General features: G+C 35.9%; 20 protein-coding genes and 1 pseudogene. 13 read left to right on the forward strand and 8 right to left on the reverse strand.

What is annotated here, in order from left to right; translation table 11 throughout:
• Positions 1 to 142 precede the first annotated feature (142 nt).
• The 4 genes and pseudogenes from BOQ62_RS06380 (at position 143) to sucC (ending at position 4202) form a co-directional block, all read left to right on the forward strand.
• On the forward strand, positions 143 to 1213 hold the full coding sequence (locus tag BOQ62_RS06380) for a hypothetical protein (RefSeq protein WP_129038047.1): 1071 nt from the start codon (positions 143 to 145) through the stop codon (positions 1211 to 1213).
• A 1-nt stretch (position 1214) separates the two neighbouring features.
• A pseudogene (locus tag BOQ62_RS06385) lies at positions 1215 to 1600 on the forward strand (DUF423 domain-containing protein).
• Between the two features lie 2 nt (positions 1601 to 1602).
• Complete coding sequence (locus BOQ62_RS06390) at positions 1603 to 2880, forward strand: chloride channel protein (protein ID WP_129038051.1); 1278 nt, start codon at positions 1603 to 1605, stop codon at positions 2878 to 2880.
• 131 nt (positions 2881 to 3011) lie between these two features.
• Positions 3012 to 4202, forward strand: a complete 1191-nt coding sequence (sucC, locus tag BOQ62_RS06395) for an ADP-forming succinate--CoA ligase subunit beta (protein WP_034694875.1) — start codon at positions 3012 to 3014, stop codon at positions 4200 to 4202.
• A gap of 465 nt (positions 4203 to 4667) precedes the next feature.
• Here the strand turns inward: sucC and BOQ62_RS06400 are convergent, their stop codons facing one another.
• Positions 4668 to 5555 (reverse strand): mechanosensitive ion channel family protein, encoded by an 888-nt coding sequence (locus BOQ62_RS06400; protein ID WP_129038053.1) that lies wholly within the window; start codon positions 5553 to 5555, stop codon positions 4668 to 4670.
• Positions 5556 to 5650: 95 nt separating this feature from the next.
• On the opposite strand from BOQ62_RS06400, the gene BOQ62_RS06405 reads away from it, so the two are divergent.
• The gene (locus BOQ62_RS06405; protein ID WP_129038055.1) at positions 5651 to 6286 is read left to right on the forward strand and encodes a peroxiredoxin; all 636 of its coding nucleotides are present in this window, start codon (positions 5651 to 5653) and stop codon (positions 6284 to 6286) included.
• Positions 6287 to 6381: 95 nt separating this feature from the next.
• Here BOQ62_RS06405 and BOQ62_RS06410 read toward each other — a convergent pair whose 3' ends face one another.
• The 3 genes from BOQ62_RS06410 to BOQ62_RS06420 form a co-directional block, all read right to left on the reverse strand.
• On the reverse strand, positions 6382 to 6972 hold the full coding sequence (locus BOQ62_RS06410) for an outer membrane beta-barrel protein (protein WP_047379061.1): 591 nt from the start codon (positions 6970 to 6972) through the stop codon (positions 6382 to 6384).
• 267 nt (positions 6973 to 7239) lie between these two features.
• The gene (locus BOQ62_RS06415) at positions 7240 to 7755 is read right to left on the reverse strand and encodes a hypothetical protein (protein ID WP_129038057.1); all 516 of its coding nucleotides are present in this window, start codon (positions 7753 to 7755) and stop codon (positions 7240 to 7242) included.
• 95 nt (positions 7756 to 7850) lie between these two features.
• On the reverse strand, positions 7851 to 10124 hold the full coding sequence (locus BOQ62_RS06420; RefSeq protein ID WP_129038059.1) for a TonB-dependent siderophore receptor: 2274 nt from the start codon (positions 10122 to 10124) through the stop codon (positions 7851 to 7853).
• Between the two features lie 180 nt (positions 10125 to 10304).
• Here BOQ62_RS06420 and BOQ62_RS06425 point away from each other — a divergent pair, with 180 nt between their 5' ends.
• The gene (locus tag BOQ62_RS06425) at positions 10305 to 11360 is read left to right on the forward strand and encodes a Gfo/Idh/MocA family oxidoreductase (RefSeq protein WP_129038061.1); all 1056 of its coding nucleotides are present in this window, start codon (positions 10305 to 10307) and stop codon (positions 11358 to 11360) included.
• A gap of 157 nt (positions 11361 to 11517) precedes the next feature.
• Here BOQ62_RS06425 and BOQ62_RS06430 read toward each other — a convergent pair whose 3' ends face one another.
• On the reverse strand, positions 11518 to 13410 hold the full coding sequence (locus BOQ62_RS06430) for an ABC-F family ATP-binding cassette domain-containing protein (protein WP_129038063.1): 1893 nt from the start codon (positions 13408 to 13410) through the stop codon (positions 11518 to 11520).
• A gap of 206 nt (positions 13411 to 13616) precedes the next feature.
• Here BOQ62_RS06430 and BOQ62_RS06435 point away from each other — a divergent pair, with 206 nt between their 5' ends.
• Positions 13617 to 14129 (forward strand): 5' nucleotidase, NT5C type, encoded by a 513-nt coding sequence (locus BOQ62_RS06435; protein WP_129038065.1) that lies wholly within the window; start codon positions 13617 to 13619, stop codon positions 14127 to 14129.
• Positions 14130 to 14203: 74 nt separating this feature from the next.
• On the opposite strand, the gene BOQ62_RS06440 is transcribed toward BOQ62_RS06435, so the two are convergent.
• Positions 14204 to 15067, reverse strand: a complete 864-nt coding sequence (locus BOQ62_RS06440) for a glycoside hydrolase family 25 protein (protein ID WP_129038067.1) — start codon at positions 15065 to 15067, stop codon at positions 14204 to 14206.
• A gap of 64 nt (positions 15068 to 15131) precedes the next feature.
• Here BOQ62_RS06440 and BOQ62_RS06445 point away from each other — a divergent pair, with 64 nt between their 5' ends.
• From BOQ62_RS06445 to deoC, 5 genes are all read left to right on the forward strand, one after another.
• Positions 15132 to 16394: an NAD(P)/FAD-dependent oxidoreductase gene (locus BOQ62_RS06445; protein WP_129038069.1), complete on the forward strand. Its 1263-nt coding sequence runs from the start codon at positions 15132 to 15134 to the stop codon at positions 16392 to 16394.
• The gene (gene trmD / locus BOQ62_RS06450; RefSeq protein ID WP_129038071.1) at positions 16391 to 17062 is read left to right on the forward strand and encodes a tRNA (guanosine(37)-N1)-methyltransferase TrmD; all 672 of its coding nucleotides are present in this window, start codon (positions 16391 to 16393) and stop codon (positions 17060 to 17062) included. Before BOQ62_RS06445 ends, trmD begins: the two co-directional genes overlap by 4 nt.
• A gap of 361 nt (positions 17063 to 17423) precedes the next feature.
• A complete protein-coding gene (locus BOQ62_RS06455; protein ID WP_129038072.1) occupies positions 17424 to 18359 on the forward strand; it encodes an endonuclease/exonuclease/phosphatase family protein in 936 nt (311 codons plus the stop codon).
• A gap of 27 nt (positions 18360 to 18386) precedes the next feature.
• On the forward strand, positions 18387 to 18857 hold the full coding sequence (locus tag BOQ62_RS06460) for an Lrp/AsnC ligand binding domain-containing protein (protein WP_047096673.1): 471 nt from the start codon (positions 18387 to 18389) through the stop codon (positions 18855 to 18857).
• Positions 18858 to 18861: 4 nt separating this feature from the next.
• On the forward strand, positions 18862 to 19605 hold the full coding sequence (gene deoC / locus BOQ62_RS06465; RefSeq protein ID WP_129038074.1) for a deoxyribose-phosphate aldolase: 744 nt from the start codon (positions 18862 to 18864) through the stop codon (positions 19603 to 19605).
• A gap of 49 nt (positions 19606 to 19654) precedes the next feature.
• Here deoC and dusB read toward each other — a convergent pair whose 3' ends face one another.
• On the reverse strand, positions 19655 to 20650 hold the full coding sequence (gene dusB / locus BOQ62_RS06470; protein WP_129038076.1) for a tRNA dihydrouridine synthase DusB: 996 nt from the start codon (positions 20648 to 20650) through the stop codon (positions 19655 to 19657).
• A gap of 197 nt (positions 20651 to 20847) precedes the next feature.
• On the opposite strand from dusB, the gene BOQ62_RS06475 reads away from it, so the two are divergent.
• On the forward strand, positions 20848 to 22815 hold the full coding sequence (locus BOQ62_RS06475; protein WP_129038078.1) for a T9SS type A sorting domain-containing protein: 1968 nt from the start codon (positions 20848 to 20850) through the stop codon (positions 22813 to 22815).
• 73 nt (positions 22816 to 22888) lie between these two features.
• On the opposite strand, the gene BOQ62_RS06480 is transcribed toward BOQ62_RS06475, so the two are convergent.
• Entirely contained in the window at positions 22889 to 26116 is a 3228-nt protein-coding gene (locus BOQ62_RS06480; RefSeq protein ID WP_129038080.1) for a hypothetical protein, read from the reverse strand.
• Positions 26117 to 26250: the final 134 nt, after the last annotated feature.

Genomic DNA, 26250 nt, shown 5'->3' on the forward strand with positions numbered 1-26250 from the left:
TATTCCTTCTTTTTGGATTTTTTCTGAAGAAAACAAACAACGAAGGTTTCAGAAGTTCCAAGAGATTCGCCAATATGTTTATCATACTGGGGATTTCTACCTTGGTGGCCAAGTTCATTTTAATGTACTTAAAATCAAAATAGTGAAAAAGAGTATTGTATTTTTCTTATTGATTTCAGGGTTAAGTTTTTCACAACAGCAAAAAGTGAAAATAAGTAATCTGCAGCCTAAAACTGAAGATACCGTTTTTCCGGTTGTTTCTTATTCGGAAAATCCCAGGGTAGAAAATAAAATCAATACATTTCTGCAGGTAGATCAGTTGGAATATGTTCCGGGATCTGGCGGAAATCCTTTTAAACTGGCTTCTACAGCAACCAATTCCTATTCCAATTATCTTTATTTTTATCGTTGGGATAAGATTGAAACTCCCAAGAATATTCTCAGTATTGCCATAGATGGTGAAGCTTCAGGCGCTTATCCGGAAGGCTTTTTGATCTGGAAGAATTTTGATCTGAGAACAGGAAACTTTATCAATGCCAAAGATTTATTTCAACCCAGCTCAGTGAAGACTGTTGAGGGGATTATTCAGAAAAGAGTAAAGAAAAGGATTTCTGATTTTCTTGTTAAACTGAAATCTGAGAAAAATCCTGCGGAGGAAACTCAGGATCAGATCGCTATGTATGAAGACTGTTTTACGGAACATAGTTTAGATGGTATCAGGTATTTCTTTGGAAAAGATAAACTGACTTTTGTTGCCGGAAGATGTTCTAATCATGCCATGAGAGCTTTGGATGAGCTTGGCAGTCATGAAATAGAATTTTCCTACAAAGAGCTGGAAAAATACTGGAGTCCTTACGCAAGAAATTTAATTTCCGGTTCTGAAAAAACAGAGATAACCAGTCTTACTAACAAATTGTATAAGGGAAAGATCGATGGAAAGTATTCCATTACTGTTTTGATCAGTGAGGTATATGACGATGGTTCTTTTTCTGCAAAATACTGGTATGATAAAAATAAAAAGCTGATTGAGTGGAACGGAAAAATAAAAGGTAATCATATCTCCATCATAGAAAACGATTATTATAGCGAAGAGACCAACCAGTGGATTTTCAAAGCCTTGGTGGAAGCGGATCTGCAAGGCAGGAAAATTATGGGAACCTGGCAGGATTATAAAACAAAAAAATATTTAACCCTAGAATTAGAAGAGTTATAAAATGAAAACAATTACTTTAGTTTTGGAGCAGTTTACGGAATGGTGTCTGTAATCTTGGGTGCATTCGGAGCACACGCTTTAAAGAAGATATTAGCTGTGGAAAGACTGGAAAGTTTTGAAACAGGAGTAAGATATCAGATGTATGCAGCTTTTTTCCTGCTGATCATTGGGTATATCTTAAAATTTGAAACTTCTGCTGAGAAATGGACTTCCATTTTAATGATTGCAGGAACCCTTTTATTCTCAGTAAGCATCTATTTCCTGAGCATGCAGGATTATCTGGGAATGAATCTTAAATTTTTAGGCCCTATCACTCCGCTTGGTGGTTTGATGATGATCTTAAGCTGGGGAATGCTGATCTTATATTTTGCTAAAAACAGAATTTAAGAATGAAAATTAATAGAAGAAGACATCTAATACGAACATTCAATCTCTTAGACCAACCTATCAGATTCAATCCGTTTGTGTTCAGCCGTACTTTTTTTATGTGGGCTGTTACAGGTCTGGTAGGCGGTGTCATCGCTGGAGGATATTGGATCGTACTGGAACATTTTACAGAGTTTTTAGCTGAATTTCAAGGCTGGCAGGTGATTCCAACCATGGCAGTCTGTGGATTGCTGGCAGGATTGGTGATTCATTTCATTGGAGATCCGGGAGAAATTCATTTGATTGTTAATAATATCAGATTCAATAAAGGGAAACTGGAACCTAAGAACAATCCATCAATGATCCTTTCTTCTCTTTTTTGCGTAGCATCTGGAGGAAGTTTAGGTCCTGAAGCACCATTGGTACAGGTTACAGGATCTACGGGAACGTGGCTTGGCAAGATTTTCAGACTGAAAGGTGAAGAGCTGAGGTCTTTGAGTATTGCAGGGATGGCTTCAGGCTTTACGGCGTTATTTGGGGCTCCGCTTGGAGGAAGTCTTTTTTCTCTGGAAATTTTACATCACAAACATGCGGTAGAATATTACAAAGCTATTATTCCGGCATTGGTAGCAAGTTGTTTCAGTTATCTGATGTTCGCATTGATTATTCATTTGGGAATCGGGGCAACATGGGATTTGAAGGCTTACCATTATACCGGAGTATACGATTTTGCCTATGCAACGGCTTTTGGAATTGTGGGAACTTTATTCGGATGGATTTTTATTTTTGTAGTCAAATTTTTCAAAAAGATTTTTGAATACAGAAAATTCCCGATTTATATTAAAACCTTAGTAGGAGGAATTATTTTAGGAATTATCGCCTATAATTTTCCTATTACGAGATACTTTGGACATAACGAGATCAATCAGTTGATCGGAGGTAGTTTCGGACTGAATTTTTTAATTTTGATCCTTGTTTTTAAAATACTGGCCATCGCTATTACAGTGACTTCCGGATGGAGAGGAGGATTTATTATTCCTCTGTTTTTTGTAGGAACAACATTGGGATTAATTATTCATAATCTATTTCCAACTGTAGATACTACACTGGCCATTGTAAGTTGTATGGCAGCAATCAATGCGTGTGTAACGAGAACTCCAATGAGTACAACAATCATTTTGGGAACACTTACAGGGTTTACCTATTTTGTCCCGATATTATTTGCGAGTCTTACCGGATATTTCCTGGCTCCGAAAATTCCGTTTATCGGATCTCAGTCTGAGAAATTAGCGGAAGAATAGGGGAAAACAGAAAGATATGTTAAAAATCAAGTCCATCAGACTTTAATTTTTAAGTCAATAAACTTGAACTTCCGTGTCTTTTTAGTAAATTTGTCAACCTTTAAATATTAAAATAAAATAATAAAAATAATATGAATCTTCACGAGTATCAATCAAAAGAGATTTTATCAAAGTATGGAGTAGCTATCCAACGTGGTTTCGTTGCAAACAACGTAGATGAAGCTGTAGCAGCTGCTGAAAAATTGACTGCTGAAACCGGAGCACAGGCTTGGGTTGTAAAAGCACAGATTCACGCAGGTGGTCGTGGTAAAGGTGGGGGTGTTAAGTTTTCTCCAAACATGGATAAGCTTAAAGAAAACGCTCAGAATATCATCGGAATGCAGTTGGTAACTCCACAAACTTCTGCTGAAGGTAAAAAAGTACACTCTGTTTTGGTTGCAGAAGATGTTTATTATCCTGGAGAATCTGAAACTAAAGAATTTTATGTTTCTATTCTTTTAGACAGAGCTGAAGGGAAAAATACAATCGTATATTCTACTGAAGGAGGTATGGATATTGAGCACGTTGCTGAAGTAACTCCTCATTTGATCCACAATGAATTGATTGATCCTGCTATTGGTCTTCAAGGATTCCAGGCTAGAAAAATTGCTTTCAACTTAGGTCTTGAAGGAAATGCATTCAAAGAATTTGTGAAATTTATTTCATCTCTTTACAATGCTTACACAGGAATTGATGCTTCTCTTTTCGAAATCAACCCTGTATTAAAAACTTCTGATAACAAGATTATCGCTGTAGATGCTAAAGTAACTTTGGATGACAACTCATTGTTCCGTCACAAAGACTTAGCTGAGCTTAGAGATACAAGAGAAGAAGATCCAATGGATGTTGAAGCTGGTGAAGCGGGTCTTAACTTCGTAAAACTAGACGGTAACGTTGCTTGTATGGTAAACGGAGCTGGTCTTGCAATGGCAACTATGGATATCATCAAATTATCAGGTGGTAACCCTGCAAACTTCCTTGACGTAGGAGGTACTGCAGATGCTCAGAGAGTACAGACTGCTTTCGGAATCATCTTAAGAGATCCAAACGTAAAAGCTATTTTGATCAACATCTTCGGAGGTATCGTAAGATGTGACAGAGTTGCTCAGGGTGTTGTAGATGCTTACAAAGCAATGGGTAGCCTTCCGGTTCCATTGATCGTAAGATTACAGGGAACTAACGCTGTAGAAGCTAAAAAATTAATTGACGAGTCTGGTCTTCCGGTACACTCTGCAATTACTTTAGAAGAAGCTGCAAACAAAGTAAAAGAAGTTTTAGCGTAATCTAAAATTTTAAGATAAATAAGAAAACCGTTTCATTTTTTGGAACGGTTTTTTTGTTTCAAACCTGAAGACAGAAAGTTTTTTTAAGATTTTTCTTGGATTAAATTTTCCCGCAGATTACACAAATTACACAGATTTTTTATTAATATTTATTCCATCTGTAAAATCAGCGTAAGATATGTGTTGGGTACAATTTTATCGGAGGTAAAATCTTTGCGTCTTAAAATATTAAATAGCAATGTGGAGGAATTGCGCCTTTGCGAAAATCCAACCTTTAAATGATACTTTATCTGTAAAATCAGAGTGAAACTTTAAAAACTTTAAAAAAAATGTTTTTGCAAATTCCAAACCTTATAGGTTTTTAAAACCTATAAGGTTTATGTGTAAATATCTTCCGTCAATTACCAAAAGAAGACCATTTCAATAGCTGAAATGGTCTTTATATGTTTTATATGTGAGTAGTTCTTATTTGTCCTGATGAGTTTCAGGTAAAATATTTTCACCGCTGGTAATACTGATGCTTGTAGGTGTTACCAACTGAATTTTATCAGTATCAAAACGTTCTTTAATCCCTAAATAAGCCTTGCTCCTTACCTGTGCAAGATTAGAACCTACCTTTATCCAAAACTTCACCTGAAGGTTAAATGCCCCTTGTTTAAGGTCTGTAAAAATCACTTCTATAGTGTCCAGCTTATCCACATTATCAAGATTTTTAATCACATCAAGAATGCTTTTCTGTGCTTTGCTAATATCTTCATCTGCCGGAATTTCAAAATTTAAAATAATCCTGCGCTGTGGGGAAGCTGTAATATTGTAAAAAGGTGCATTAAAAACAACCTGATTGGGAATATAGGCCTTCTTGCCATCATCAGTAAGAAGTTTTGTGGTTAAGAAACCAATTTCCTGTACCGTACCGGAGTGTGCTCCGATGGTAATATAATCTCCTACTTTGTAAGCTTTGTCAATACCAATCAGCATTCCTGAAAAAATACTGGAAACAAGGTCTTTCAAAGCAACCCCGGCAATAACCCCCGCAACTCCTAAACTTCCGATAAACTTCCAGAGAAAGCCACTGAAGCCCATTATTTCAAGAGCGATAAAGGTTCCCATCAGCATAATGAGGAATCTGAAGATACTGATTAAAGTAACTAATGAGCTCTCTTTATGGCTTTTCGGGAAAAATTTATGGAACAATTTTACAGCTCCTTTACTTAAATATTTACTCGTAATCAGGAAAAATGTAAACACTAAAACTCCGACAATCAGTTTGGGAGTAAGCGCAGCAAATGTTACATACCAACTTTCCAATACCTTATAAACTACGTCTACATACCTGAGGCCCGTTTTCTCCATGAATAAAAATTTTAATTAAATATATAAATTTTCATCAAAAAATTTGCCATTTCCAAAAAGTCTACTAAATTTGTAGACTATAAAGAAAGAACAGTATGTCAATCAAACTAGGAGATACAGCACCCAATTTTCAGGCAGAGTCATCTGTAGGTGACATTAATTTTTATAACTATCTGGGAGATTCCTGGGGGATTTTGTTTTCGCATCCTGCAGATTATACCCCGGTATGCACTACAGAACTGGGCTATACTGCAAAATTGCAATCTGAATTCGATGCCAGAGGAACCAAAGTGATTGCGTTGAGTGTAGATGGAGTAGAAGATCATCAAAACTGGGTGAAAGATATTAATGAAACTCAAAACACTAATGTTCAGTTTCCTGTTATTGCTGATAAAGACAGAAAAGTTTCAGAACTGTATGATTTTATTCATCCGAATGCTTCTGTAACGGCAACTGTACGTTCTCTTTTGATTATTGATCCTTCCAAAAAAGTAAGACTGATTATTACCTATCCGGCCTCTACAGGAAGGAATTTTGACGAGATCCTTAGAGTGCTGGATTCTTTACAGCTGGTGGATAATTATCGCGTGGCAACGCCTGTGAACTGGGAATATGGAGAAGATGTTATTGTTCCTCCTACCATTTCCACAGAAGAGGCCCGAAAAATATTCCCGAAAGGTGTGACGGAAATAAAGCCGTATTTACGATACACTCCTCAACCCAATACATGATTTATTTGATTTTTTATAGTTTAGTTTTAATTTGTACGAAAATCGCCTCGAAAATATTTCGAGGCGATTTCATTTTTTTATAAGTATTTCAGTGATTACTTAACGTCGTTGATGATTTGCTTAGCTTTAGATGTTGGAAGATAAATCTGGAATCCTAAACCAAATGTAATTTTGTTAGTATATCCACCGCTTCCGAATCCTGCGTTAGCATCATATTTCACTAAACCTTCCAGTCCTATGTTTGGAGTAATAAAGTAAGAATAACCAGGTCCAAATCCGAAGTTAAGTCCGTTAGATGAAGAACCTCCTTTAGAGATTGACATTCCTCCAACACCTACATTACCTTCGAAGAACCATCTTCCGTGGTGTAGTAAGTTGTTTACACCTTGTTCTCCTGGGTTAAGATAGTAACGTCCTAATGCTCCTACATTATAAGTAAAAGTAGTTGGTGCATCTTTAGCTCCTTTGAAACCTAAATCTACATATCCCCCAACTGCAATATTATCTTCAATGAAATAGGCTCCTTTTGGCTGAATTGCAAAGTCGTATCCTGCTCCCTCATTTAAACCAAAATTTGCTCCTGCAAGGTTACCCCCTACCATCCAATTACCTTTTTGAATCTGAGCGTTGGCAGTTGCTGTTAAGCCTGCTACGGCTAATATCCCTGTTAAAATAAGTTTTTTCATAATTTATTATTTTAATAATTAAATGTTTATTATTCACGAATTATAGAAAAAACAATAAATGTGCCAGACTCTTAATTTTAGGTAATTTTTCTAAATAAACGTTAACATAATCAAGAGTATATATATTATTTTTTTAACATAATCTTTGAGAATTCTGTAAACATAAAGAAAATAAAACAGAGGTTTTAAAATGAAAATGATAAAATTAGTTGCCAGATCATTAACCCTCCAAAATGCTGTTTTTCTTTGTGTAATTTCCTGATTATTTTAAATAAATAAAAGAATAAGAGAGATAATTAATCCTGCAATAGTAAATTTGATACCACGTTTGAAGGCTTTTGTTTTAGGATTAAACATCCAGAAACTGGAGATCACAAAAAAGAAAAGAGAAATTCCAAAGAATACGCTTAAAGGCGATATAGCATCTTTAGACTGCGATTTGTGAAGAGAAACCATTTTATCCAGTACAAAAGGCAATTCCTTTTTGGTATATTTTGCTTTTCCGGTGGCACTGTCATAAGTTCCTTGTTTAAAGTAAAGCACGCTTCCTTCTGTTTTTTCCACTTCAAGACCTTTCATTTTAAGCTCTTTTTTAAGCTCTTTCTCTGTAAGATTGGCAGCGATGTTTTTTTCGTATTTCTTTTCGTTCTTTAGAAAATCGGTGTCTCTGTACACCAGAAGAATTCCACTTAACGAATATACAGCCATAATACCTGCAAGGAAATATCCCAGATAACGGTGTGTGATTCTCATGAAACTTCTTGTGTCTTTAATCTTATCCATATCTTATTGTTTTGTTTTTGTTTTAAAATTTCAAAAGTGGAAAATGCAAAAATGCAATTTCCACTTTTAATGAAAGAATTATTATATAAAGAATTCTAAAGTCTGTATGTAAGTGTGAAATAGTAGTTTCTAGGTGTGATTGGATTCACTGAATAATTCTCGTGAACATTGTAGTTTACGACATCAAACAGGTTACCCACTCTTCCTTGAATAGAGAATTTGTTCCACTCGTAGCCAACGGATACAGAAACAGTGGTGTAATCTTTTAGATCAAACATTCTGCTCACGTTGTTTCTACTTGTGTTGGTAGATTTTGTATCATTCCATCCAGCGATTCTGTCTCCGATGTAGTAAACTCCAGCTCCTATTTTCAACCCTTTTACATAGTTTGTAAATTTATAGAAAACGGAAGCGTTGGCTGTTGTAGCCGGTGTTCTTACCAGTCTTTGGTTTTCAACGTATCCTTTTTCAGGAGTGTCAGTATAAACGGAATTGTTATAAGAGAAACCTCCGATGATGGATAGGTTTTCTGTAGGGTTTCCTGTAATGTCAAGCTCCACACCACGGCTTCTCATATTTCCTGCAAATTCTTTAAGATTCGTATCTGTTGAATTTACCGGAGCTCCGTTCGGAGTAGAAGCAAACCAATAAGTCTGATAGTAATTATTGTACATAATCTGGTAAGCCGTTAAATTAACAGCCAAAGCATTGTTCCAGAAATTCTTTTTAACCCCAATTTCGTATTGATCAACGGTTGATGGCTTTATGCTTTGTTTTGATAAATTATTTAACTGATTTTGAACTTGTGAAGCAGATTGGTTGGTATTTACTGTACCAAATTGATCTGAAGTATATCCTGCATTGGAAGCAAATGAATTTGTATACGTTGCAAATACTGAAAGGTTTTCATTGGGTGCATAAACCAAACCTACTTTTGGAGAAAATGCATTATCAGAAGTTGAAGAATTCGCTACTGCAATTTTATCATTTAATGTGAAACGAGTGGTCAATGTAGGCATATTTTCTACATAAGACCATCTTAAACCTGCAATAACTTTAATTTGTTTTGTTAGGCTGATAAAATCCTGTGCATATATTCCGATTCTTCTTGTGTTAATTCTATTTCTTGTATTAAGAGTAGAATTTGGCATGTTAATGCTTCCCCATGTTGAAGGATCATCTAAATATAAAATATTAGAAGTTGCAGCTAAAGTATAGGTATAAGCATCTGCCTGACTGTAATCTGCATCAGAACCAATCAAAACTTTATGGTTGATTTTTCCTGTATTGAACTCACCATTGATGTTTACCTGTGCAGAAGTATAGTTTTGTTCGTTGTATGTTTTACCAAAAGGTCTGTTCCATGATAGTCTGGTAGCAGCTGGTGAGCTGTAGCCCCATTGTACTCTTTCAGAAGAGAAATAATCTTTAGTATAGTTTTGGTAAGAAGCAGTAGCATTCAAAGACCATCTTTCGTTAAATTGATGATTAAACGTTACGTTGGTAGAAGCTTGCTGTACATTTTGATATTGCCAGTCAGTTCCGAAGAAAACATTTCTGGAAATATTATCATTCAATCTGTAGCTTTGGTCTTTTTCAGTAATAGATCCAAGGCCGAAATCTGGAGTGAAATTATTTTTAAGATAATCTGCCTCAACAATTAATTGAGATTTATCACTTAAATTGAATAAGAATGAAGGGTTGAAATAATATTTTTCAGATTGTACAACATCTCTGAAACTTTCAGCATACTCATAAGTTCCGTTTATTCTGAAAGCAACATTCTTAGATAATGGGCCGTAAATATCTACTGTTGGTTTATAAGAATTCCAGCTTCCGCCATTTAATCCTATACTTCCACCAAAATTGAATTTGGGCTTTTTCGTAATCATGTTGATAATACCACCAGCAGCAGTATTTCCGTAAAGCATTGCGTTTGCTCCTTTTAAAACTTCTACTCTTTCAAGACCACTTACTTCAGGGAAAACTCCACTGTTTATTCTAGAACCATTCTTGAAAATATTGTCATTTCCTAAGATAAAACCACGCCCACCAAAGCTGTCCTGAGAATTTCCTCTTGAAGAGGTAACGTACATTCCGTTTATATTCTGTAGAACATCACTCAATTGTTTTGCCTGCTGCTGTTCAATAATTTCGTGAGTAACAATAGCAATAGGCTGAGGGGTTTCCATGACAGTCAGACTTGATTTTGTCGATAATGGCCTTGCCTGGTTAGGATTTCCGGTTTTATGAAGATTAATATCTTCAATAGTCTGGGTTCTGATTGTATCTGCTTCAGTATTTTTCATCTGAGAACTCACTGAAACAGCGATAAATAACAGCCCTAAAGAAAGTAGTTGTCTTTTCATTTTATTTTTATGTAGAACAGTTTTAAATAAGCCGCAAAAGTAAGTATTTGTTTAGAATAGATAAAAATAAATTTATGATTTAAATCATAAATTGTTAATAATGGCATGGATTATTTCTATACCTCCTTTGGTGTAGGGAATGAAGTGTTTTTTATGAATATATTTGTTAAAAATTTTAATATGCAATTGGTAAAAGCTGGGCTTTGCGCCTTTGGAATGAGCGGAAAAGTATTCCATGCTCCCTTTTTAAAGGAGCATCCGGGATTTTTCATTTCTGCCATAGTGGAAAGAAATAAAGAAGAGTCAAAAGAGAAATATCCGGAAGCAACCATTTACCGTTCTGTGGAAGATATGCTTCAGAATGCAGATGTGGAGCTGGTCATTATCAATACTCCGGTTCAGACACACTATGAATATGCGAAAAAAGCGTTGGAAGCAGGGAAAAATATTATTGTGGAAAAACCTTTCACTGTAAATGTTTCCGAAGCTGAGGAACTGGTGCAACTGGCCAAAGAAAAAGGATTGTTCCTGAGTGTGTATCAAAACCGAAGATTCGACAGGGATTTCTTACAGGTTCAAAAAATTTTAAATGACAGAAAAATAGGAAATATTAAAGAAGCTGAGATCCGTTTCGATAGATTTCGTACCACTGCTAGTGGGAAACTGCATAAGGAAAGTCCGGATCAGGTAGGTTCAGGATCACTCCATGATTTGGGAGCACATCTTGTAGATCAGGCTGTACAATATTTTGGATATCCTGAAAAATTGTTTGCCGATGTCTTTTCAATGAAAGGGAAAGAATTTGCGAATGATTATTTCGAAATCCTCTTATTTTATAAAAACGATCTGAGAGTAAGACTAAAAACATCAGTTTTCAGTAAAGAAGGTCACTATGCGTATACTATTCATGGTGACAGAGGAAGTTTCTTACAGGAAAGAACAGATAATCAGGAGAACGAATTGGTGGCAGGTGCTATACCTGAATATGGAAAAGAATGGACACAGCCACTAAAAGAACCGGATGGAATTTTAAACTTCCTGAATGATCATTCTGAAACAGACAGAATTCTAAATTCCAGTGAAGCCGGAAATTATATGGATTATTACCAGCAGATCTATGAGCACATTGTTTTCGGGTATGCATTGCCATCTCCGGGGGAAGAAGTTGCCCAGAATATGAAAATTATTGATGCTTCCCTGGAAAGTGCAAAAGAAGGAAAGATCATTCAGTTATAAAAGGGTTATTCAATTATAAATGATGAGTTATAAATTATGAATGAATTCAATGAGTTGGAGAGTTTGAGTGTAAAGGAGTTGGAAATTTCTAATCCCAATTACTATTAACCTTAAACCTTAAATTTTGAACCTTGAACTCATTCATAATTCATCCTTATTAAAGGATTTCCTGAAGTTCCAGCCATCTCATTTCATGGTTTTCCAGTTTTTCTGAAACGGATTCCAGATCTGCAGAAAGCTTGGCTATTTTTTCATAATCAGCCTCATTGTTGAGCTGATCCAAAATTTTGGAACGCTGATCTTCCAGTTCAGGCATTTCTTTTTCTATGGTTTCCAGTTCTCTTTGCTCCTTAAACGTTAATTTTCGTTTAGGATTGGAAGATGTAGTATTTTCTGTTGTGGAAACGGCTTCTTTAACAGGTTCAGGTTTTACCGCTGCATTTTTTTCTAATGCTTCCTCACGGCTTCTTGCTTCTCTGTACTCTGAGAAATTTCCTACAATATCTCTGATTTTTCCTTCTCCTTCAAAAGCCAGAACATGGTCTACAATTCTGTCCATAAAATACCTGTCGTGGGAAACAATGATCAAAGATCCCTGAAATTGCTGAAGGAAGTTCTCAAGAACTGTTAATGTAGGAAGGTCAAGATCATTCGTAGGTTCATCAAAAATAAGGAAATTAGGATTCTGATATAAAATATACATCAGGTGAAGTCTTCTCTTTTCACCACCCGAAAGTTTGGAAATAGGAGAGTACTGCGTCTGATCATCAAATAAGAATAATCTTAGGAACTGTGATGCAGAAAGACTTCTTCCATTAGCTAAAGGATAAAATTCTGCAATCTCTTTAATGAAGTCAATCACACGTTCATCCTCCTTATAAGTAAGCCCTTTCTGAGCGAAATAACCAAAAGAGATCGTTTCTCCCGTTTCAATTTCACCCTTATCAGCCTTTTCAAAACCTTGAATAATATTAAGCAGGGTAGATTTTCCTGCCCCGTTTTTTCCAATGATTCCTACCTTTTCACCACGCTGAAACTGGTAACTGAAATCTTTTAAAAGGACTTTCGGACCAAAACTTTTATCAATATTTTTAAGTTCAAGAATTTTATTTCCCAGACGTTTCATCTCAAAATCCAGTTCAAGTCCATCTTTTCTGGTGTCGGTTTTGGCTACTTTTTCAGTTTCGTAGAACGCATCAATTCTGCTTTTAGATTTTGTAGTTCTGGCTTTGGGTTGTCTTCGCATCCATTCAAGCTCCTTTCTGTAAAGGTTGTTGGCCTTATCAATAGTAGCATTAAGATTCTCCTCACGAATCATTTTGTTTTCAAGATAAGTAGCATACGAACCATTGTGAACGTATAGATTCCTGTCTTCCATTTCCCAGATAATGTCACAAACGCTGTCCAGAAAATATCGGTCGTGGGTTACAAGCAATAAAGTGATTTTTGCTTTGTTCAGATAGTTTTCAAGCCATTCTACCATGTCTACATCAAGGTGGTTGGTAGGTTCGTCCATGATAAGAAGGGTGTGTCTGTGTTCAGCTCTTGTTTCCGTTAAAAGTTTAGCCAGGGCTACACGTTTGATCTGCCCTCCGGAAAGGGTTCCCATTTTGGCTTCCAGATCAGTAATTTTAAGCTGGGAAAGAATCTGTTTCATTTCATTTTCCAGATCCCAGGCTTTATGAACTTCCATATCAGCCAATGCTTTCTCTATAAAATCATGATCCGTAGAGTGAAGTGATTTATGGTAATTCTTAAGAGCGAGAATAGGCTTGGAATCCAATGTCATCATGAATTCCTCAATGTTGAGCTTAGGATCATAGTTAATTTCCTGGTCGAATAATACCACCTGGATATCTTTATTGATGATTGCAGTTCCGCTGTCTGCAATTTCTTTACCCATTAATATTTTCAGAAGGGTAGATTTTCCACTTCCGTTTTTGGCAACAATAGCAATTTTATCTCCTTCATTGATGTGAAAAGAAATGTTTTCAAACAAAACTTTAATGCCGTAAGATTTGGTAAGATTTTCTGCAGAAACGTAATTCATTGGAAATTAATGGTTTGATTTTAATTTTGAATGGAACCGCAAAAGTACGAAAATGTAGCCTAAAATTTTCCGTAACAGCTTTTATAAAAATGAAGATTTATGATTTTTTAATAGACTGTGTCCATCATCTGAAAAAACTAATCAGTAAATTTGAGATGCTAAAATTTACATAGTATAAATATTAATACAAAAATCTGATTGAAGTAATGAAAAAAGTTATTGTCGACATGGATGGGGTAATGGCGGATGTATATCATCAGCTGGTACAATTTGAAAAAAGAGATACAGGAAGAGAAATTGAAATCAGTGATTTGGCAGGAAAGCCTGAAATAGAATCTTTTCCCAACGGAAAAAAACATGTGAATGAGGTGGGATTTTTCAGAACTTTACCTCTGATGAAAGGAAGCCGTGAGGCCATGGAATATCTGAATAATAAATATGATCTTTATATTGTATCCGCAGGAATGGAGTTTCCGAACAGCTTAAGAGAAAAATATGACTGGCTGGCAGAACATTTTCCATTCATTACCTGGGAGCAGATTGTTCTTTGCGGAAGTAAAAAAGTTGTGGCAGGAGATGTGATGATTGATGATTATCCTAAAAACTTAGACCATTTTAACGGACAGAGACTTATATTCACTCAGCCTCACAATGAATTTATCGAAAATGAATCGTACGAAAGAGTGCATTCGTGGGAAGAAGTGATGAATATTCTTTAAAAGCTGGAAGGAGGAAGCTGGAGACTGGAAGCTATTAATGTGATTGCATCAACTTCCATCACCCTTTCTTTTCCCTAATCCAGTGTAAGTCTCTTCAATGACCAGGAATTACCATTGTAAATATCAAGATCCACTTTGGTATTGATGCCATGAACAATTCCGTTTTCTGTAAACTGCCAGAAATCCCACTGGTCATCGGGAGAAGGGGTTGGTACATCATTGTAATTGGCCAGCCATAAAGGATAGCCTTCAAACTCGCTTTTCAGGAAATCTTTATAATAATGATAATAGGTATAAATGATAGGTTTCTCACCATAAGTTTCCTCCACAATTTTACACCATACTTTCAGATCTTCAATTAATTTTTTATTGGTTTTACGCTTTGGTATTTTTTCAATATCAAGAATAGGAGGAAGGTCACCGCTTTCCAGTTTTACATTCTCCAGAAAATTATTTGCCTGAATGACAGGATCTTCATCTGCTCTGTAGAAATGGTAGGCACCCCGAATAAGATCGTGCTTTTTAGCACTTTCCCAAAACTCATCAAAATGCTTGTCGGCACTCCGGTTTCCCATAGTAGCACGCATCACTACAAACTCCAGCGGAATAGTTTTATTACCAATGCTTAAGCTGTCCCATTTGATGTCTTCTCTGTTTTGATAATGAGAAATATCAAAACCATAAGTTTTATCAAGATTACTGCTTAATATTCTCTGGATTCTTAAAGATTCCTTTTCGGTGTTATGAAGTTTTTTGTGTCTGAATTTATTAAAGTACAACGCATAATAGTAGCTTACGGACTGCTTCAGATAAAGGCCTGTCCCCACCAATGCTATGATTAATATAGCCAATATTACCCATCTTCGGAAAAAATAGTTCTTCCGTCTTGTTTTGTGGATTTGTTTGGCAGTTTTTTTGGTGTACTTTTTAGGTGTCATAAAGTTTTGCAAACTAACTTTTTCACTACGAAATGCTAAAATAAAATCAGTAAATTTGTGTATTATGGAAACACGCGAAAAAATCATCATTATTGGAGGAGGATTTGCGGGGCTGCAGCTTGCAAAAACATTGAATAACAAGAACAAAAAGGTCATTGTTCTGGATCGGATGAATCATCATATGTTTCAGCCGCTTTTTTATCAGGTAGCCTCAGGAAGGATAGAACCTTCCAACATTTCTTTCCCTTTCAGAAAGATTTTTCAACAATCCAGAAACACACAGTTCCGTATGACGGAGGTCAAAGAAATAGACCCTGCCAACAATAAAGTCATTACTGACGAAGCAGAATTTACTTATGATAAACTCATTATTGCTACGGGCTGTAAAACTAACTTTTTCGGAAATAAAGATCTGGAAGGAAAAGCTTTCGGGATGAAAAATACTCAGGAAGCCATCAGCATCAGAAATCATGTCCTGATGACCTTTGAAAAGCTGATCATTGAAAAAAGCCGAAGTGATGACGGAAACTGGAATATCGTTATCGTGGGAAGCGGACCTACCGGAGTAGAGCTGGCAGGTGCTTTTGCTGAAATGAAAAAAGATATCCTTCCAAGAGATTATCCATACATGAATTTTGACCATCTGAAGATTATTTTAGTAAGTTCTACGGAAAAACCACTTGCTGTAATGAGCAGTGAGGCTCAGGAGAAATCTGAAAAATACCTTAAAGACCTTGGGGTAACTTTTATGAGCGGAGAAGTAGTTACGGATTATGACGGAGATAAAGTTCATTTGAAAAGCGGTAAAGAAATTCCATCCAATAATGTCATCTGGGCAGCTGGCGTTACAGGAAATGTTGTGGGAGGTTTTCCGGAAGACAAATTAGTACGAAACAGATATATTGTAGATCGATATAATAAAATACAAGGCTACGATAATATTTATGCCATCGGGGATATTGCCTACATGGAAACACCAAAATATCCACAAGGACATCCTCAGGTAGCCAATGTGGCCATTAATCAGGCAAAAAATTTAGGTAGAAATTTATTAAAGAAAAATCAGAGTGAATGGGCTGAATATGAGTATAATGATAAAGGTTCATTAGCAACTATTGGGAAGCACAGAGCCGTTGTTGATCTACCATTTATAAAATTCCAGGGATTTTTGGCGTGGTATTTCTGGATGTTTCTCCATTTAATGCTAATTTTGAGCGTTAGAAATAAGCTGGCCATATTCTTCAACTGGATGTGGAGCTATATCAATAAAGATTCTTCTTTAAGATTAATTATTATACCTACTAAGAAAAACGGAACATTACAATGAGAATTGACATAATAAGCGTACTTCCGGAATTGATGGAAAGTCCGTTCCAAGCTTCTATTTTAAAAAGAGCAATGGATAAAGGACTGGCAGAAGTACATTTTCATCAGTTGAGAAACTGGGCTATCAATAAGCACAGACAGGTTGATGATGAACCCTACGGAGGTGGAGCAGGAATGGTAATGATGATAGAGCCGCTGGATAAATGCATCTCAGAGCTTAAGTCCCAAAGAAATTATGATGAAGTAATCTATCTGACACCGGATGGCATTACCTTAAATCAGAAAATAGCCAATACCCTTTCTATAAAAGAGAATTTGATTTTTCTTTGTGGGCATTACAAAGGAATAGACCAAAGAGTAAGAGATCTTCATATCACAAAAGAAATTTCGATTGGAGACTACGTTCTTACAGGAGGTGAGCTGGCGGCTTGCGTTCTTGCAGATTCTGTGATAAGACTGCTTCCCGGAGTTTTGAATGATGAGCAGAGTGCTTTGACAGATAGCTTTCAAGATGATCTTCTTTCACCACCCATTTATACCAGACCTGAAAGTTATAAAGGATTAGATGTTCCTAAAATTTTATTGAGTGGAAATTTGGGAAAGATTGAAGAATGGCGTCATGATGAGGCGGTAAGAATCACCAGAGAAAAGCGTCCCGATTTATTGTAACCCCAAAATAGAGAGCTTTATTTAATTCCATTTATCATTAGGGTAAATGGAATAATATTTGTTATAGGTCTAACATATGTGGAAGATATTAATGTTTTTGATTTTAAATTGAAGTTTTATCTCGATTATTCTCGATTTTGATTATTGTCTCAATTTTGACTAATGTTGTAAAACTCTCAAATAATTGAAAAATTAATTCAATACAACTGATTTCATTAGTATTTTTTACTATATTTGAATTGTTTTTTGTTGGAAATTGATTTGCTTCTATGGGAGTGAATCTGACATGTATGAAAAAAAATATAAATTTGAGACCCTAAAGAAAAGAACATAATAAATTAAAAGTATAGAAATTAGGTAGATGGAACTGTTCTCTTTTTATAATGTCGAAAATTTATTTTTACCCGATCCGAAACCTGTCCACAAATTAGATCCTACCCGGTCAGGACTGAGGAATTGGGATGAAAAGAGATATAAAAACAAGCTTTTTAAAATCTCACACGTATTTCAGTTAATGAAAGAAGATAATGGTGTATTACCATTTATGATTGGATTATCTGAAGTTTCCGGAAGAAAAGTTTTGGAAGATCTCGTGGAGATGGAGCCCTTTAATTCGCAGTATGGAATTGTACATTACAATTCTATGGATGAAAGAAAAGTGGATGTAGCAATGTTATATGATAAAAATAAAGTAGAGGTAATAGATTCTGAAACCATTACTTTCTTTTTTGAAATAGAAAATAAAAACACAGGAAATTACGACACAACAAGAGACGTACTTTTTTCAAAAATAAAATATAAAGGGGAAATTATTAATGTCTTTATCGCCCACCTTCCCTCTAAGCGAGAAAAAGATATTAATAAACCTAAAAGAGCCTTTATATTGAATGAGGTCCGGGAACGGATTATGAAAATTGTAAATGCTAATGAAGAGCATGTCATATTGTGTGGTGATTTTAACGAAAACCCCGATGATGAAAATTTAGTACAGATTCTCTATGACAATGATCATGAGAAGGTTTTAATGAACCCTTTTCAGAAATTGTTTTCTACAAGAAATTATTCTACTTTTCATTATAAATCTGGATTGTTGTATGATCAGATCATTATGTCAAGATCTTTGCTTGATAATAAGACGCTGGCTTTTCAGGATGCCCATGTATTTAATTCTGAAAAAATCCGCAGCAGAACCAGAAATTTTGAAGGAAGACCTTTCCGAACATATGCTGGTACGCGGTATTTAGGAGGATATAGTGATCACTTTCCGGTTTTTGTAAAATTTAAAAATTTACAGTAAAAAACATAAATAATAAAAAAGTAGAAAATGAAAAATTCGAGCAACACAAGCTATCATTTAGATTCTATTGACAAAGAAATTATCTACATGTTGATGGATAATGCTAAAACTTCTTTAGCCCACATTTCCAAAAATGTTGGTATTTCTACCACTGCAGTGCATCAAAGAATCAAAAAACTCGAACATGCAGGAGTTATTGAAAATTCAATATCATTTCTTAATCCTAAAAAGATAGGATATAAGGTGATTTCCTACATCGGTGTATTTCTGGATCAGCCAAGCCATTATCCGGACGTAGTAAAATCTTTACATGACATTAATGAAGTAGTGGAAGCCCATTATACTACAGGAAATTATACAATATTCCTGAAAGTTCTTTGTAAAGATAATGATCATTTAATGCAGATTCTTAATAAGCTTCAGAAGCTGAAAGGAGTAACAAGAACAGAAACTTTTATATCTTTGGAACAAGGTATTTACAGACAATTGAAAGTATAACGATATGAACATAGCCCAATATTTGGATTCAACCTACCTGAAAACACCCGAACAGTCAGGTATTTCCCATGAAGAAACACTTCAAAAAGATAAAGAACTAGCTCAGGAAGCAATAGATAAAGGTATTTTTGCAGTGATGATTCGTCCCGATTACGTATCTGAAGTTAAGAAATATATTCAGGAAAAAAATTCAAATGTTGCAGTAGGAACTGTGATAGGCTTTCACGAAGGTACATATTCTATTGAAGAGAAGCTTGCAGAAGCATCAAAAGCAATAGAAGACGGCGCAGATGAACTGGATTTTGTTATTAATTATACCGCTTATTTACAAGGAGATATAGCATTGGTAAAAGAAGAATTTGTACAATGTACAAGATTATCTCTTGAACATCACAAAGTAGTAAAATGGATTATAGAAATTGCTGCTTTGACTAAAGAACAAATTGCAGATCTTACTAAGAATATTTCTACCTGGGCAGAAGAGAGTTTTTCTGAAAATGACCTGCCGAAAATTTTTGTTAAATCTTCAACAGGGTTTTATGAAACTACTGATGGCAAGCCTAACGGGGCCACCTTTGAAGGGATAACAATCATGCTTAATAATGCAGGAAAACTTCCTGTAAAAGCAGCAGGTGGTGTAAAAACTCCCGAAGATGCTGAGAAAATGATCAGCATGGGAGTAAAAAGAATCGGAACCTCTTCAGCATTAGCTCTGATTGAAAACAAATCTTCATCCGAAGGATATTAATTAAATTTTAAATAATAAAAAACCATCAGTTTTGCTGATGGTTTTTGTTTTATATCTGTGCCTGATATTCTTCGTAGAATTGTTGCGTTTCCTGAATTAAACTGTTCATCTCTTCCAGAGTGAAAACTTCCAGGAATTTTTTTCTGAATTCTTTAAAGTGAGGGATTCCTCTGAAATAGTTGCTGTAATGCTGTCTCATTTCTACCAATCCTAACCTTTCACCTTTCCATTCTACGCTCCATTCTGCATGTTGCCGAACAGCCAGTAATCGGTCTGATATGGTAGGTTCAGGTAAATGTTCTCCTGTTTTAAAGAAATGTTTAATTTCATTAAATATCCATGGATAACCAATAGCAGCACGTCCTATCATAATTCCGTCACAGGCATATTTTTGTTTGTATTCTAATGCCTTTTCAGCAGAATCTATATCGCCATTTCCGAAAATTGGAATCTCAATATTGGGATTTTGTTTGATTCTGGAAATATGCTCCCAATCTGCTTCACCTTTGTACATTTGAGCCCGGGTTCTGGCATGGATAGTCAAAGCTTTGATCCCTGTTTCCTGCAGGCGTTCCGCTACTTCGTCAATATTAATGGTGTGACTGTCCCATCCTAAACGGGTTTTAACAGTTACAGGCAGATGAGTAGAGCTCACAACGGCTTTTGTAAGACGAACCATTAGGTCAATATCTTTCAAAACACCTGCTCCGGCTCCTTTGCAGACAACTTTTTTTACAGGACATCCAAAATTGATATCTACCAGATCGGGATTTACCGTTTCCACAATTCTTGCGGACATAGCCATTGCTTCTTCGTCTCCACCGAAAATCTGGATACCAACAGGTCTTTCATAATCGAAAATATCAAGCTTTTTACGGCTTTTGATAGCATCACGAATCAACCCTTCGGAAGAAATAAATTCCGAATACATTAAATCTGCGCCATGCATTTTACATAAACGTCTGAACGGAGGATCACTTACATCTTCCATCGGAGCCAACAAAAGTGGAAATTCCGGCAGTTCTATGTTGCCTATTTTTATCATGGTGCAAATTTACGAAATTCTGAAAAAACAATTTTTTTAAATTAAAATAGGGTATCATGTTTTATTTGTGTTTGTTTATTTAAGGGATTTTATGATATTTTGTTTAGTTTTAATTTGATATATATGTTTTATTTTCAATGATTTGTGGTTATTATTGAAAATTATTCTCTATATTTAGTATAATAAAAATTAATGTCATGAGAAAAATTCTATTTTGTTTGATGGTAATTTTGGTTTCATCAAATTTTTATTCACAAGTGAATATCTCTGCTACAGCAGGAACAGCTACAGGAACTTACACTACATTAAAGGGAGCATTCGATGCTATTAATGCAGGAACACATCAGGGAGCCATTTCAATCAGTATCACAGCCAACACTACAGAAACAGCAACGGCAAGCCTAAATGCAAGCGGTGGAGCAACAAGTTATACTTCTGTTGTGATTAAACCGGCAGTAGGAGTTACAGCTACTATTTCAGGTGATATTGCCAGTGCGCCTTTAGTGAGAATACTAGGGAGTAACATTACTCTGGATGGAAGCAATGCTGCTTCAGGAACAACAAAAGACCTTACCCTTACCAACATTTCTGTTACAGCACCGCAGGTACTTACATTTATTGCAACTTCTGCAGCTGCAGCAAACACTAATATTATGGTTAAAAACCTGAATATTGTAAATGGTATCAATACTTCCTCAGCATTTGTAATGTATGATGGAAATACCACTCCTACAGGAGGTTTCTTCAATAATGTTACTATTCAGAATAATTCTGTGAAGAAAGCTTATATGGGAATGTATTTATTTGCTGCCACGGGTGCTGGTAATGGAGCGAATACATTGGTGACGGGAAATGATTTATCGGCTTCAGGTGCAGATGCTATACGCCTTGGCGGGATCTATGTACAGGGTGCTGATGGAGTGACAGTAAGCAATAATACAATTGGAAACTTTGAAACAGCCAATGCTGAGATCAAAAGAGGAGTCTGGCTGGCAACTTCAACGATTAACTGTTCTGTTATTTCCAATACTATTACCAATCTCGGATATGCAGGTACTTCTTCAGGAGGAGCATCGGGAATAACCGTTACCTCAGGGAATACAGGAGCATCACCAACAGCTAATATTATTGTAAGAGCGAACACAATTTCCAATTTTACTTCCAGTGGTACAGGAGGTGTTTTTGCGGGGATTTATGCAGGAGCAGCAACATCCGGATTAATTATAGATAATAATAAAATTAATGGCATAAAAAATACCAACACATTAGGATATGGAGCACAGGGAATTCATCTGGCATCAACAAGCCTTACCTCCAATACATTAGTTGCCAATAATATTGTGAGTGGTGTAGCGGGTTATGGATATGCTACAACCGGAGGAGTGAATGACAACGGAAATGGTCTTGTCATTGTTGCCGGAGGAGGATATAAAATATACTATAATACCGTGGTGATGGACGTAAGTCAGACTATTGCAGGAAGACCGGCTGCTTTAAATATCACCAATGGAGTAACCGGTTTGGGGGGTATTGATGTAAGAAATAATCTTTTTGTCAATACACAGACCCAGGCAGGGGATAAATATGCTATTTATGCCGGAGCAGCCAGTACGGTTTTTTCAACTATTAATTTCAACAACTTTTATTCTTCAGGCACGAATCTGGGATATATCGGAGGTTTGGCGAAAGCTACACTTGCGGATATTCAGGCTGGATTTGGAGGAAATGTAAACTCGCTGAATCTTCTGCCGGTATTTGTTTCAGCTACTGATTTCCATTTGTCTGCGACGGGAAATGCAGCTCTTGATAATAAAGGAACTCCGGTGGCTGAAGTGACATTGGATGCTGGTGGTACTATCAGAAATGTTTTAACACCGGATCTTGGAAGCTTTGAGTTTACAGCTGCTATACTAGCTGTTAATGAATCTGCGAAAAAGAATAGCATAAATGTTTATCCGAACCCGGTTGTAGACTATATTTATATCAATAATGACAGTAGAATCAAAGAGGTGGAAGTATACAATGCTTCTGGACAAAGAATTCTTAGCGAAACAATCAATGCTGAAAAAGGATCTGTAGATATGAGACGTGCACCTGCAGGAGTTTATATCTTAAAAGTAAATGCAGAAAAAGGATCACAGTCACTGAAAATTATTAAAAGATAAAATTAAACTGATAACCAATAAGAATCCCCAATATCACTATTGGGGATTTTTATGTAAATAATAACCGTTGATTTTAGAAACTTGCCTTCACCTGCATACTTCCGATATGAATCGTTCTGTCACCAGAATTTCTTCCTTCGTAATTAAGATTCAGCTGAATAAATGAGTTGATCGCCTGTTGGATGAATACACTCCATACCTGGTTTTTCCCTGGTTTCAGACCATCCAGCATCTGGTTTCCTACAATGCTGAAATTGTTTCCGGTGAAATTGTTGCTGATGAATGAGAAATTTCCACGGATTGATGTTTTTCTACGCTCCCATTGAATAGTTCCTGTAACATCAAACGCTTTAAGAAGTTCCTCACCATCCAGTCTTTGTTTCTGACGGAAAGCCGAAGACAATTCAGCCTGGATGGCATCTGTAAATTTATAAGTTGCCTTAGGCTTTGTTTCAAAATTATTAAGACGGTAATCTCTCGTTCCAAATAATTGTGAAGAGTTTTTGATATCATGAACAGAATTTTCCCAATCTACCCTGAACTCTTTATTGAACCAATATCCTACATTTAGGAAATGAGAGGTCTGCTCACGTTCTTCATTACTGAAATTGGCATTGATAAGGTTATCGTTGGTGATGAATCTGTAGTTTCCGTTCCAACCTGATTTGTCAGTGGGATTGAACTGTACAGAAGCCAGGATATTTTGATTTTTAAGGATCTGATCACTGTTCTTTTCAAAAGGATTCAAAACAAGTACTTTATCTTTTTTATAGAATGAGTTTTGGGAATTCAATGAAATATTGAAATTCCAACGCTTTAAAAATCCATTCTCTGAGTTGAAAACAATGGCTGGATTGACAAATAAAGCCAACTGTAATTTATTTTTATTGGAAGGGATATATCTTACAGAATTCGTATACACACGAATATATTGCGCAAGATCGGAATATTCAGCAATTTCAAATTCATCCAGCTGCTGAACACCGTCTCCGTTATAATCCGTCCATTTGTACACACCCTGCCCATCAGTTACTTTAATGTATTGGAATTCTCTCTGTGCTTCCTGACCATTTCCAAGTTCATAAAAAGCCTGAAGACGCATTCCGTTTCTGAAAAGCTGTTGATTGTATAAGATATTTCCAACCACAAAGTCATTATTTCTGGTTACATCACCTTCAGCTCCGGAGTAGAAAAATTTTCTGTAATGGATTAAAGCATTTAAAGTAGTTCTTTCCGTTTTGATGATCTGGCTTTCTGCCATGAATCCCAAAATATTGTTCATGTTCTGAAGCCTGTTATCACGCACAGAGTCATTATCCCTCATGTATACTTTAGCCAATAACTTTGTTCTTGTACTGTCACCGATTTTCTTTTGCAAAAATATTTCTTTCCAGCTGAAACTTGTGACATCCATAAGCTGAGTGTCGTTGTATTTTTTCTCATTGTGCTCCATGCTTCCACCAATTGCCCAGCTTCCTTTTTTACCCGTAAATTCAGTTGAAACTCCACCACGGATGAATTTAGTATCCTGAAGAGTAGCATTGGTGTTCAGAAAGGATAAATTCCCTTTCGTAAAGAATTTTCCTGTGATCCAGCCAAAATCCAAATCGTTTTTAAGCCCTTTGTAAGAATTTTGTTCATTCAGATAATTGACACGGTAATTTAAAGTAGATTTATTATTCCATTTATTGAGGAAACTGAAAATAAATCTGTTTTGAGTCTTCTTATTAAATTCCTGCGCAAGGTTGAAATCTCTTGAGAATTCCACATCATTGATACGGTCAAGGATATGAAACTGTCTGTCTATATATTGATATTCGAAACTAGGCGTTCCTTTCCATGCGTTCTTTGTAAAACTTTTATTTCCGAAAATACGCCATGCATAGCCCATATTCTGATTAGAATCTTTGGATGAAAATAAATTGACATCATAATTGCTAAGGGAAATATCGGCTCCTATTTTTCCCTCATTCAATAGATATTCTGAGTTTAGAGAGTATACCTGAGATTTTTGTGGGGAAGGGAGTTTTCTTACCGCCCTGTAATCTCCGGCATTAGGCCCTACGTATTCGAAAACACGTCCGTTGTTAGTCGTCTGAGCTATTTTATAATCTCCCAGATTAGCTCCGAAATAAGTAAAAGAAACCTGATACAGTGTTAAGCTGGAATCTGTAGAGAATTCATAGAAGTTTCCGGCGGTGTTTAATTTGTATAAAATTTTATTGACATCATACTCCGTCACTACTCCTGACGGCGCATACATCAGGTTAGGATCATTGCCTGCTTCTGCAAGAATTTGTTCATCCTCTTTGGAAAGATTTAAAGAAAGAGGTGCATTCTTGTTGTCATTTTCCATGAACCAGTTAAGCCCCACTTTGAATTTTTCTCTCTGGTGTTCAACCTTTCCGGTAAATAAATATCTTGAATAATTTCTATTGGCGTAGTTATAAGAAATCGTAATGAAATTCTGTTGGAAAATAGGACGGAAACTGGTAAAAGTAACTTCACCCGTATTATAATTGATGATATAATCCTGGTTTTCTCCTCGTTTCATCAAAATCCCATCAATGAAAACCTGCTCGGAACCGGAGATCAACGTGATAAACTGTTCACCATTCTTACCTGTCAGACGATAAGGTCCCTGGTTACCTTCAACACCCTGAAAACGGATTCTGTGAAATTCACTTCGTGCAACACCGGCAGAAATATCTACTAATGTTTTATTCTCCTTCCCAAATTCTGTCTGGAACTGAAGCCCCATACTCCTTCTCTGGTATTTGGCAAAATAATTTTTAGCTTCTACAAGATCAAGATGCCCGGCCCTGAGGATAGACTTTTCCTTGATGTTAAGCTGCATATAGATCTTGTCAAACTCCTCCAAAGTCTGGGTATAACCATCCGCCTGAATAGGAAGATTATGGTCTGAAATACTTGCTAAAATGGTAACATCTTTGGATAGTCGTCCTGAGATCTGCAGATCCATAGAACTTTGTACAGATTGCCCCTGGTTATTTCCAAAAGTAATCCCACGGATAATGGAACCCTTCGAATTAAGCTCACCTAAAAATCTTTTTTTATCATTTTTTGCCAGTACAGCTTCATCAATAACAATTTTATTGTGTGTTCTTATGAAATCAAGGGTATCTTTTGCAAAGATATCCTGCTCAAGTCTGGCGGCAAGAATACTGTCTCTTTTTATGCTGTCTTCGGGGATGTTGGGATTTTTCCACGAGAATACCTGAGCATTTCCTGAAAATATGCCTAAGAAGAAAAAAATGATTACAAGAGTAAAATTCCGCAAGTCCTCAAAAATAATTCGTAAAAATAGCTAAAAAATGTTAATACTAAGAGGTTTAGAATTATTAACAGAAATTTAATGCAAATATTGTGAAGTCATAAAAAATCATAGTAATTTAGCCCTCGAAATTATTAATA

The organism is Chryseobacterium sp. CH21 (genome assembly GCF_004119445.1).
Lineage (GTDB): Bacteria > Bacteroidota > Bacteroidia > Flavobacteriales > Weeksellaceae > Chryseobacterium.